This is a genomic window from Streptococcus oralis (assembly GCF_001578945.1).
Taxonomy (GTDB): domain Bacteria; phylum Bacillota; class Bacilli; order Lactobacillales; family Streptococcaceae; genus Streptococcus; species Streptococcus oralis_Q.
Genome location: NZ_KQ969551.1, coordinates 183,062 through 193,371, shown reverse-complemented (window position 1 = coordinate 193,371; position 10,310 = coordinate 183,062). Strand labels below are relative to the sequence as shown.

At 39.4% G+C, this 10,310-nt stretch carries 14 protein-coding genes and 2 pseudogenes; 3 read left to right on the top strand and 13 right to left on the bottom strand.

Going from position 1 to position 10,310, the window contains the following annotated elements:
• Nucleotides 1–231 precede the first annotated feature (231 nt).
• The 7 genes and pseudogenes from SORDD16_RS03645 to SORDD16_RS03615 all read right to left on the bottom strand — a co-directional run.
• A complete protein-coding gene (locus SORDD16_RS03645) occupies nucleotides 232–1,167 on the bottom strand; it encodes a bifunctional riboflavin kinase/FAD synthetase (RefSeq protein ID WP_061452417.1) in 936 nt (311 codons plus the stop codon).
• Nucleotides 1,168–1,222: 55 nt separating this feature from the next.
• Nucleotides 1,223–1,912, bottom strand: coding sequence for a sugar phosphate nucleotidyltransferase (locus SORDD16_RS03640; protein WP_061452416.1), 690 nt, complete (start codon nucleotides 1,910–1,912; stop codon nucleotides 1,223–1,225).
• Nucleotides 1,913–1,923: 11 nt separating this feature from the next.
• Nucleotides 1,924–2,802, bottom strand: coding sequence for a DMT family transporter (locus tag SORDD16_RS03635; protein ID WP_061452415.1), 879 nt, complete (start codon nucleotides 2,800–2,802; stop codon nucleotides 1,924–1,926).
• A 1-nt stretch (nucleotide 2,803) separates the two neighbouring features.
• Nucleotides 2,804–3,661, bottom strand: coding sequence for a phosphotransferase family protein (locus SORDD16_RS03630; protein WP_061452414.1), 858 nt, complete (start codon nucleotides 3,659–3,661; stop codon nucleotides 2,804–2,806).
• Nucleotides 3,662–3,677: 16 nt separating this feature from the next.
• Nucleotides 3,678–4,700 carry a ribitol-5-phosphate dehydrogenase gene (locus SORDD16_RS03625; protein WP_061452413.1) on the bottom strand — a complete coding sequence of 341 codons (1,023 nt, stop codon included), beginning with the start codon at nucleotides 4,698–4,700 and terminating at the stop codon, nucleotides 3,678–3,680.
• 4 nt (nucleotides 4,701–4,704) lie between these two features.
• Entirely contained in the window at nucleotides 4,705–5,412 is a 708-nt protein-coding gene (locus SORDD16_RS03620) for an IspD/TarI family cytidylyltransferase (protein ID WP_000638514.1), read from the bottom strand.
• Between the two features lie 109 nt (nucleotides 5,413–5,521).
• A pseudogene (locus SORDD16_RS03615) lies at nucleotides 5,522–5,773 on the bottom strand (transposase); the annotation flags it as partial.
• Here SORDD16_RS03615 and SORDD16_RS10545 point away from each other — a divergent pair.
• A pseudogene (locus SORDD16_RS10545) lies at nucleotides 5,768–6,105 on the top strand (IS30 family transposase); the annotation flags it as partial. The pseudogenes SORDD16_RS03615 and SORDD16_RS10545 sit on opposite strands and share 6 nt — an antisense overlap.
• A 117-nt stretch (nucleotides 6,106–6,222) precedes the next feature.
• A complete protein-coding gene (locus SORDD16_RS03610) occupies nucleotides 6,223–6,759 on the top strand; it encodes a biotin transporter BioY (RefSeq protein WP_061452412.1) in 537 nt (178 codons plus the stop codon).
• A gap of 37 nt (nucleotides 6,760–6,796) precedes the next feature.
• On the opposite strand, the gene SORDD16_RS03605 is transcribed toward SORDD16_RS03610, so the two are convergent.
• Nucleotides 6,797–7,015 (bottom strand): YdbC family protein, encoded by a 219-nt coding sequence (locus SORDD16_RS03605; RefSeq protein WP_061452411.1) that lies wholly within the window; start codon nucleotides 7,013–7,015, stop codon nucleotides 6,797–6,799.
• A 103-nt stretch (nucleotides 7,016–7,118) separates the two neighbouring features.
• On the opposite strand from SORDD16_RS03605, the gene SORDD16_RS03600 reads away from it, so the two are divergent.
• A complete protein-coding gene (locus SORDD16_RS03600) occupies nucleotides 7,119–7,439 on the top strand; it encodes a hypothetical protein (RefSeq protein ID WP_061452410.1) in 321 nt (106 codons plus the stop codon).
• Nucleotides 7,440–7,464: 25 nt separating this feature from the next.
• Here SORDD16_RS03600 and SORDD16_RS03595 read toward each other — a convergent pair whose 3' ends face one another.
• The 5 genes from SORDD16_RS03595 to SORDD16_RS11635 form a co-directional block, all read right to left on the bottom strand.
• Nucleotides 7,465–7,803, bottom strand: a complete 339-nt coding sequence (locus tag SORDD16_RS03595) for an ATP cone domain-containing protein (protein ID WP_001196053.1) — start codon at nucleotides 7,801–7,803, stop codon at nucleotides 7,465–7,467.
• Nucleotides 7,804–7,814: 11 nt separating this feature from the next.
• The gene (gene trmD, locus SORDD16_RS03590; RefSeq protein WP_061452409.1) at nucleotides 7,815–8,534 is read right to left on the bottom strand and encodes a tRNA (guanosine(37)-N1)-methyltransferase TrmD; all 720 of its coding nucleotides are present in this window, start codon (nucleotides 8,532–8,534) and stop codon (nucleotides 7,815–7,817) included.
• Nucleotides 8,524–9,042, bottom strand: a complete 519-nt coding sequence (rimM, locus tag SORDD16_RS03585; protein WP_061452408.1) for a ribosome maturation factor RimM — start codon at nucleotides 9,040–9,042, stop codon at nucleotides 8,524–8,526. Before rimM ends, trmD begins: the two co-directional genes overlap by 11 nt.
• A 27-nt stretch (nucleotides 9,043–9,069) precedes the next feature.
• Nucleotides 9,070–9,963: an alpha/beta fold hydrolase gene (locus SORDD16_RS03580; RefSeq protein WP_061452407.1), complete on the bottom strand. Its 894-nt coding sequence runs from the start codon at nucleotides 9,961–9,963 to the stop codon at nucleotides 9,070–9,072.
• A gap of 149 nt (nucleotides 9,964–10,112) precedes the next feature.
• Nucleotides 10,113–10,310: EamA family transporter (locus SORDD16_RS11635; RefSeq protein ID WP_241733962.1), on the bottom strand; the 198-nt coding region annotated here is incomplete at its 5' end.

Genomic DNA, 10,310 nt, shown 5'->3' with positions numbered 1-10,310 from the left:
AGAGTTTTATGTTAAAAATAGTCATTTACCTTCGGCTTCTGCAAAATGATAAAAATAGGCTACCTTCATATTTTATTGACTTTTGAACCTTTTCTTCCATCATCTCCCTCGGCTTCTATCTTAAAATAATCGTTGCAAGAGTGCCACCCTAATCAATGTTGCGTGTATGTTGAAGAAGCTCTTCTCTTCGTCTTCCCAGATATTTCTATACTCCAGTTTTTCTTTGATCTATTAGACAACAGAAACCTCATCCTTCCAATTCCGAGCAATCTCTTCGTCTTTCTGGAGTTGATCTACCAGTTCCTCTACGGAGTCAAATTTGACCATATCGCGTACACGGTCTAACCAGTAGACAATCACTGTTTCACCATAAATATCATCTGAAAAGTCGAAAATATTGACTTCAAAGCGCGGTTCCTCCCCATCAAAGGTAACATTTTTGCCAACACTTGCCATGCCACGATAGCTCTGACGTTGCACTTCAACATCAACTACGTAAACACCGTCTGCTGGCATATAGGTTTGATCTCTTAGGACCAGATTGGCCGTTGGATAACCGATAGTACGTCCACGAGCATTTCCATGAACGACCATTCCACGAGAAGGGAGCGGGGTGCCAAGGAGATGATTGACTTCCTTGACATCACCATCTAGGATAGCTCGACGAATTCGAGTAGAACTAATCTTGCCCTTTTCATCCTCAACCGGAGGGACGATGATGATTTCTCCATCAAAATAATCCTTCAAATCATCTGCGGTTTTCTTATCTGAGCCAAAGGTATAGTCAAATCCTGCCACAATGATAGCTGGTTTTAAAGCCTTAATATAGGTATCAAAGAATTCTTGACCCGTTAAACTAGCAAATTTGCTACTAAAGTCAAGTAAGAAAAGAGCCTCTACCCCATGCCACTTCATCTTGTGCTCCCGCTCTTCGTGATTGACGATATGGAGCATGAGCTCAGGTTGGTAAGGCTGCAAGGCAAGTTTTGGCGACTCTGTAAAGGTCATCACGACAACTGGCAGATAATCCTTCATAGAAGCCTTACTGGCCACTTCAAAAAGTTTCTGATGCCCCTTGTGGATGCCATCAAAATAACCTAGTACAAGGACTGTTTTCCCTGGTACTGCAATATCTTTTTCGTTCTTAATAGGTACTGTTGTAATCATGAAACTATTATATCATAGAGCAAGTCTTTTCGCTAAGAGGAAATCCCAAATGTCGTTAGTTAATAGACGATAAAATTTCTTCTAATTTTTGGTAATCTTTTACACTATCAATTTCATAGATGCTATTTTCTTCTAATTCTTCGACATAGACATCTAATTCTTTGATGTTGTCTTTAACCATGTTGTCCCAATAGAGATCAACAAATTCACCGCTTGCATAGGCTTTGTCAATAAAGCCAACAATCTTTTCTGCAGTTGGAGCATCCCAGAATGAAACCCCACTCAAAATACGGCCAGCCTTGCTATCAACGATGATGTCTTGAACTTTATAGTCATCACCATAAACCAAGAACCATTCATTCTCACAGTCTTCACGATAAACACTGAAATAGGTTGAACGTTTAAGATTGTTTCTAAACATATTTTTAAAAAGATAGTTATCTGCATCAATGACATAGCTATTTGCCAAGTCTTCTTTAACGAGATAAAGTGAGTAAAAGTTATTGTAATCAGCATACTTGTCGTTAAAGACTAAACGAACACCATATTTTTCTTTTAGGTAGTCAAATTGTTCTTTGAGGTAACCGACAACAATGATAATCTCATCAATTCCTCGCTCTTTCAAAAATTCAATTTGGTATTCTACCAAAGGTTTTTGATTAACCTTGACCAAAGCTTTTGGGGTATTTTCAGTCATAGGGCGCAGACGAGTTCCTAAGCCCGCTGCTAAAATAATTGCTTTCACACGAATCTCCTTTATTCTTTAATAATAATATAAACACCAGCCATGACAACAAGCGATGTAATAATGGTCACCATATCGAGTGGCGTACCTAAAAGCATTGCTGAGAACAATACCGTCCATACGACATAACTTACGTTCAATCCTGTTGCTTTTGCTGGTTGCAGACGATTGATAGCAATATAGTAAGCTAAGTAAGAAATCATATTACATGCTGCAAAGACTAACATCAAACCCAGCAATTGTCCATCTGCTACTTCTGCAAATGAATGATGAGAAAAGAGCACAATAACAAGATAGGACAAGAATGAAGTTACTTGACGGATTAGTAAGGCTTCAATTTCACTTAATTCACTTTCCATGGCGTAGGAACTAAGAACACTCTCACTTCCCCAAGCGATGGCACAAACTAATGCACAAAGAATTCCGATATAAAAAGAATTAACCTGCTCAACTTTGTAAGTCTGGGCAATAATACCAGCGATAATCAACAGAATACCAAACACAGTATTCTTAGATACCTTGTGTTTCAAAATAAAGAAGGCGAGCAAAACAGAAATCGCTGGGTAAATAGCCGATACGGATGAAGCTAGAGAACTACCGATATACTTAACCGCGTAAAGATTGGCCTGCATACCAATAGGTCCAGCTAGCAAGGCTCCGATAATAACACTGACATTTCGAATATTTAAGAAAATAGAGAGCCGAACTTTTCCTTCTTTTACCAGAAGAAAAGCTAATAGAATAAAGATACTCAAGAAATCATGGGCAGCAGCCACTACAAAAGGTGAAAGATTGGTAAAAATCGAAAAGATATAAGAACTAATTGTCAGACCTAGCCCCCAGAAGATACCAGAGAGCAGACCAAAAGAAACACCATTTTTATTCTTCATCCTAACCTCCATAATAAGTCAAACCTTCGACAGCTCTTTGGTAACGATTGACACCGTAATCTCCAAAATCAGCTCCTTGAGCTTCTTTATACACTGTCCACAAACTCCAGATGGTATCTTGTAAGATTTTATAGATTCGAATCTTCTCGCGAGATACTGGAGTTTTGTCACTCTCATAGTAGGAAAGGAAGTTTTCTTCCTCTTGCTTTGTAAATTCAGACTCCAAAAAGAGAGCTGCCAAATCCCACATTGGGTCATTCATAGAAGAGTATTCCCAGTCAATCAAATACATGCGTCCTTGTGGTGATTCGATGAAATTTTCTGGTACCAAATCGATATGACAAGACTTTTTGTCAATACCTAAGTCAGCCAATCTTTTCTCTAGTGAAAATACTTCTTTTCTCACGGCTTCATAGTTGGCGTAAGGAATAGCTCCCTCAATCAAGGATTCATATTTTCTGATTTCCTCAAATGGAGCAAACTCTCCTCTTAGCTCTTTTCCTGAAGCATGAATGGTTTGTAAAATTGGTGAAATCTTTTTAAACTTGGACTTGATTGATGTTGAATCAAGAGTTACTGCTGATTCGATGTACTCATTGACCTTAATTCCTGACTCTATATCAAAGAGATAATTCTTGACATCAAGATTCAAGTCTTTCAACAATTCAAGATTGTATTTCTCATCTTGACGATTGATGAGCTTTTCAGTTCCTTTTCCGAAGAACTTAACAATATAGGGTTTGAAGGTTGTTTTAACTAAATAATTCTGATTGGTCATACCGCCTAGCTGTTCAACACTAAGGACTTCCTCTTCATCAGATAGCAAAGAAGATATTTTTTCTCTAATGAGTTTCTCCACAATTAGCCTCCATCTCCTACACTTCCCACTTAAATACTGTTTTAAAAGCAGTATTTAGGTCGGTGGCAAAAACACGGTGAATGTCCTTGATTTCTCTCACTGGTTCTTCGATATAAAGGATATTTTTCAAACGATTCGCAAACTTCTTGACTTCCATCATCTGGATGGCCTTCTCAAAATCAATGCGTCCTGAGCGAGATGAACCAACCAAGAGCAAGCCTTTTTCTAAGGCATCTCGTGTATTGATATTGACCTTGTATTCACTCACTCCCATCATGAGGATCGTTCCTTGTGGGCGAATATAACGAATCAAATCATTAATAGCCGGACCTGTACCATCACCACCGCAACACTCAAATCCATGATCAAAGGTCAAATCCTCTGGGATATTATCAGTAATGTAGCACTCTTTTGCAAAAGAGAAGAGCTCCAATTTTTCCCAATGACGGCCAATCACGATAATCTCTGCTTCTGGTAGAGTGTAATTGATAATATTGGCAACCACAAAAGCCAAACTACCATCTCCGATAACAGCTATGCGCTCTCGCTTGCTGTGGGCAAGATGCAGGAATCGATCCATAGCATGCATACCTACACTCACAAACTCGGTAATGGCAGCAACTGTATCTTCAATGTCATTATAAGAAACAACTCGGTCTTTGGGAAGAGAGACAAATTCTCGCATAAAGCCATCATAACCACTAGATAGGAAGTAGGTCCCTGTCATGTAGTTCTCGTAGAATTCCTTGTCACTCTGCATAGGCGGTTGATTGGGAATCATAACTACCTTTTGACCGACTTCATAAGTCCCAGTTGGATCTGAAATAACAGTACCACAAGACTCGTGTATCATCGCCATAGGAAGCTTTTTAGCCAATATCTTTGGATCGCGTTTCCCTTGATAATAACGTTGATCTGCATGACAAACCGCCATATAATTTGGACGAATAAGGATATGGTTCTCCTGATCAATGTCCTCTTCTTGGTATTTTACATTGATAAACTTTGGTTTGGTCAGTTGATAAATTTGATTAATCATAGCCTTAGTCTTTCTCAATCATGCTTTTCGCAATTTTCAAGTCTGTCACAGTTGTGATTTTAAGGTTTGAATATTCTCCTTTAGCTAGGGCAACGTCTTTCCCTTTGATAACAAAAATCTTACATGCATCCGTCAGGATTTCCTTTTCTTGGTCAGATAGGGAACCATACAAATCCATGAAATCCTTGCAACGGAAAGTCTGAGGTGTTTGACCTTGATAGAGGTGAGCACGATTTGGAATATCCGTGATAAACTGACCATTTGTACTTTCAACAATGGTATCAACCGCTTCTACTACTGTGTCAACCGCATCATGGTTTTGCGCTAGTTTGATATTGTCTTGGATCATGCGAAGTGTGATAAAGGGACGAACAGAGTCATGCGTAATCACGATATCTTCTGGAGTGATTGGACGGTAGGCATCAATAGCTTCTATAATCTTCTCGATACTGGTATTGCGATCCGCACCACCCTTGGTAATGATGATGCGATCCTTGTGAAGAGAAAGATACTTGTCAACTAGGTCCTCAGCGTGTGACACCCAGTCTCCATGAACTCCAACTACAATTTTTTCAATACTTGGTTCCAAAACAAATTTTTCGATAGTATGGATCAAAATAGGTCGATCACCCAACTCCAAGAATTGTTTTGGTAAATTACTGATTCCCATGCGTGTGCCAGTTCCACCGGCTAGGATTCCTGCATAGATCATTTATATTCTCCTTTAGTTTGTTCTAAAAACTCATTCTCATCTATTATATCACAATCTAAGCCTATCATGAAAAAAAGACTGATAGTGATTTATTAAACTTCCTGCGAAATCATAATTTAGTTTCAAAATTAATAATACCAGCAATAAGATTCATACGTAAACCAAACCGTTTCTTACGATTACGGTAAGTGGTTGAAAAAATTTTAACTACTTTCACTTTTGCAAACACATTCTCCACCTTGATACGGTGTGAAGATAAGACTCTGTTATAGGCCTTATCTTCTTCTGTCAAGGGATATAGTTTGCTTGATTTGATAGGCGTTTTGGTTTGTGGATACAACTTCATGAACCCTTGATAGCCACCAAGAAAAGCAAACTTGTCATAGAGGCTATGGTACAAATGTTGGAGCCCCTGCCGAAAGAAACCATCACTCCAGATAGAGGAAAAGAATTCACGAATCATCAGAAATTGAAGTCTATTTCCCTGACCCTCATACTCCATGGCAACGAGGGACTAATGAGAATACGAATGGACTGCTAAGAGAATATTTTCCAAAAGGTAGTGATCTAACATTAATTGATGATCAAACCATTCAGCTGCGGGAGAACAAACTTAATAATAGGCCACAAAAATGTCTCAACTGGAAAACACCTTATGAAGTTTTCTATGAAGAAAATGTGCACTTAATTTGACAATTCAAGATGCAGAATCGGCTGTTACAAAATTGTTGTCCAATTATGAATATAGGTTGACTTTTTCTTCCTAATCAGTATAATAGTTACTATAATTTAAAAAAGAGGTTAACAGTTTTGAAAAAAGCTCATATCTATGCTATTCCTGCTGTCGGTGCTGCTCTCATCGCCGTATTGGCACAAATCAGTCTCCCTATCGGTCCAGTACCCTTCACTCTGCAAAACTTTGCGATCGGTCTGATTGCAACTGTTTTTAGACCTAGGGAAGCCGTTCTATCTGTAGCTCTCTATCTCCTGCTGGGTGCTATTGGTCTACCTGTCTTTGCAGGGGGAGGTGCTGGATTTCACGCTTTAGTCGGTCCAAGTGCAGGTTATCTATGGTTCGACCTTGTCTATGCCGGACTTACATCTTATCTCATCCATCAAAATAGTGGCTATATTCGCATTTTCCTAGCCAACCTCTTGGGTGATTCCCTCGTCTTTGTCGGAGGTATGCTCAGCCTCCACTTCCTTGCTGGTATGCCATTTGATAAGGCACTCGCTGTTGGTGTCCTTCCTTTTATACTCCCTGATCTTGGTAAAATCATTGCCATTAGTTTCATTGGTCGTCCACTATTACAACGACTTAGGGGACAAGCATACTTCTCAATTTAACCCAAAAAGGATATTGAGTCAAAAACTCAATATCCTTTTACTGATTTCCTTTAAAGGCATCCACCATTACTTGAAATTCTTCATTTGTAAGGGTGATTCCTTTTCCCATTTTGGTATGGTCAGGACTCCAAGTCCGAATATCAAACTTTGCTGGAGCGCCATTAAAGCTGACTCGGTTCAATTCCTTGGTCCATCCTTTGTCATTTTCAGACAGGGTCAGTAAGTGTTCTTCAATTTCAAATGTAAATTCTGCCATTTTAACTCCTTTATGTGATATGCTTTCTATAGTTTATTCGTAAAATCTTGTAGATTTTAGGAAAATTTTATATAATATGGATATATAAGAGGGGGAGAAACCTATGAGATACACATTCAAGCAAGTCTTAGATAAAATACAAGACTTTCTCAGGGGATATGATGAACGAGATCATTCTGAAAACGACTCCCTTATTGCTACAATTGAACAAGCTATCCAGAAAGAGGCTGCTGTTCATGTCATACTAGCTGAAACGAGCTTCACTGGTGATATTGTCAAATATGATGCCAGTCGTCAACAGATTGTTGTTAAAAATTTTACAAAAAATGTGACACGTATCATCCGAATCCCTGATATCAAAAGGCTACGCTTTGTCCCATCTACTGTCCAGAGAGCTCAGAAAAATAGATTTAAGAAAGAGTGAGATGCTTTTCATCCCACTCTTTTTCTTAACGGATTTGTTCAAAATGAAGGTGAACTGCGATATGGTCTCCGTAACCACTTCTCTCCAAATCGCGTTGTAAGCGGTAAGAAATGTAGTGTTCTGCGATGGTGATATATCCTGCCCCCAATAAACGATTTTCAACCATTGATTGGATCATGCTAATGGTCGCACGTTCCACTTTTGCTTCTTCCAAGTCCAAGACTACTTTTTTAGTGACTTGAGCTAGGTTTTGACGTAGGTCATCTGTCAAAACATAAACCGTCTGAGCTGCTTTTAGGACAGCTTGGTAGATTTTATCTGGATCAAAGTCTGCAACTTCTCCGTTACGTTTGATTACTTGCATAAGGTTCTCCTTTATTCTTTGTTTTCTTTGATTTCAGCTAACATTTTTTCTTCTTCTACTGTTAGTTGATAGTTTTCTAGCAAATCTGGTCTGCGCTCGTAGGTTTTCTTTAAACTCTCATAAAGTCGCCACTGGCGAATCTTTTCATGGTGCCCACTCATGAGCACATCTGGCACGACCATGCCTCGATAGTCATAAGGGCGGGTGTATTGGGGATATTCGAGCAATCCCGAAGAAAAGCTATCGTCCTGGTGACTAGACTCCTTGCCAATCACTTCTGGAATCAAGCGAACGGTCGCATCAATCATAGTCATAGCCGCCAATTCACCACCAGTCAAGACATAATCTCCTAGGGAAATCTCATCAGTTACCAAGGTTTTGATACGCTCGTCATACCCTTCATAGTGACCACAGATAAAGATCAGTTCCTCTTCCTGAGCCAAATCTTCAGCGTAAGCCTGATCGAACTGTTTCCCAGCAGGATCAAGAAGTATGACACGGGGATTTTTCTTCTCAATGGCATCAAAGGCATCAAAGATAGGTTGAGCTCGGAGCAACATCCCCTGACCGCCTCCGTAAGGCTCATCGTCAACATGACGAGCCTTTTCAGCGTATTCTCTGAAATTATGATACTGGATATCCAAGAGCCCTTTTTCTCGAGCCTTTCCAACGATCGAGTGTTCCAATGGAGAAAACATCTCAGGAAAGAGGGTTAAAATATCAATCTTCATCATCTAATCCTTCTAAGATGTCCACATCAACCCGGTTGTTTGAAATATCGACATTGAGAACTACTGGTGGTATGTAAGGTAGCAGCAAATCACGCTTACCTTTTCGCTTGATCACCCAGACATCGTTAGCACCTGGTTGCAGGATTTCCTTAATGGTTCCAATCAAGTTATCACCCTCGTAAACATCTAAACCAATAATCTCGTGATAGTAGAATTCCCCATCGTCTAGGTCGTTCAAATCTTCCTCAGCAACCTTGAGACTATAACCCTTGTACTTCTCAATCGCATTGATATGGTACATATCTTTGAATTTAATGATGTCAAAGTTCTTCTGTTTACGGTGGCTAGCAATGGTCACTGTTTGGACAAACTGATCTTTTTCATCGAATAAAGACAGCTCTGCTCCTTTTTTAAAACGTTCCTCGGCAAAATCCGTCACAGACAAGACACGCATCTCACCCTGCAAACCTTGCGTATTAACGATTTTTCCAACATTAAAGTAGTTCATCTTGTCTCCTGTATCTATTTCTATCCTTTATTTTATCACGTTCCAAGGATTTTCACAAGTTGGATAGGTCCTTACTACTTCTTCAAAAAATTCACCAACTATCTGATTAAACTCTTCAGGATGGTCATTCATCGGTTGGTGTTTGCTATCTGAAATCGTTACTTGACGCGCATTGGGATTTAGAGCAATGATACCATCATAGATTATTTTTAGGTGTTTGGGAAAATCGTTTTCTCCTCTTACTAAAAGCATGGGAGGATTTCCTTTATATCCTTCTATCTCATGGACTGCCAAGAAGCCTGTGATTCCAAGGCTCAAGAAAACATCTCGCCCAGTTTCTATGATGGCCGTCTTGACCAATTCTCTTGTGATAGGGTTATCACTACACATTTTTGAGTTTTTATCAGCAATCACCTTCCAAGGAATCGTCTTGTACATAAGAGAACTATATTTGATTCGACCTCTTTCTTTCTCAGACAAGTAACGGTGCTGTCCCCAACTATCCACCATGACCAAAGCTAGGACTCTTTCTGGATGGCGATAACTATACTCTTGAAGTGGATTTCCTCCCCAAGAATGACCAACCAATATCACCTTATCCAACTTGAAATAGGACAAAATGGCATCTACATCTTGAACAGCGCCTTCCAAGTCGGGTAGACCAACTTTCATAGGTGATTCACCCTGCCCTCTAACATTTACAAAGTAAAGGTCAAATCCATCAAAAGCATCATACTGGTGGGCCCACATCTGACTACGTCCACAAGCTCCATGATAAAAAATAATATGCCCTTTACTGGCGTTTCCAGGACGATGATAAACAACCAAATCACAATCTACGACTGCTATAAGGTGACGTTCCAACATCTCGGGTTCCCTGTTATAAAAAGCAATTGCTTCAACTACATCATTTTGCTTCATTATTACACTCTCTCCTCTTTACCCTAATATCATTCTTTTTATCTATTTTATCATGCTATATTAAAATCATCGTCTTCCAAACTTAATCTCATTAAAAATTTTGAATTTTCTGCATAATCTAGATGAAGAAAAAGACTGCTAAGCAATCTTTACTTTTTTCTCATCAGATTCATGCCTAAAATTCCAGCAATAATCAGAGCAGCTCCTATCACATGGTAACTATAAATTGGTTCGTGGAGGATAAGAGCCCCAGCTAGAATGGTCAAAACTGTTCCAAGATTACCAAAGACACTGACGGTTGATGCCCCGAGGCGAACGATAGCATAGATAGAAAGACTACCAGTCAC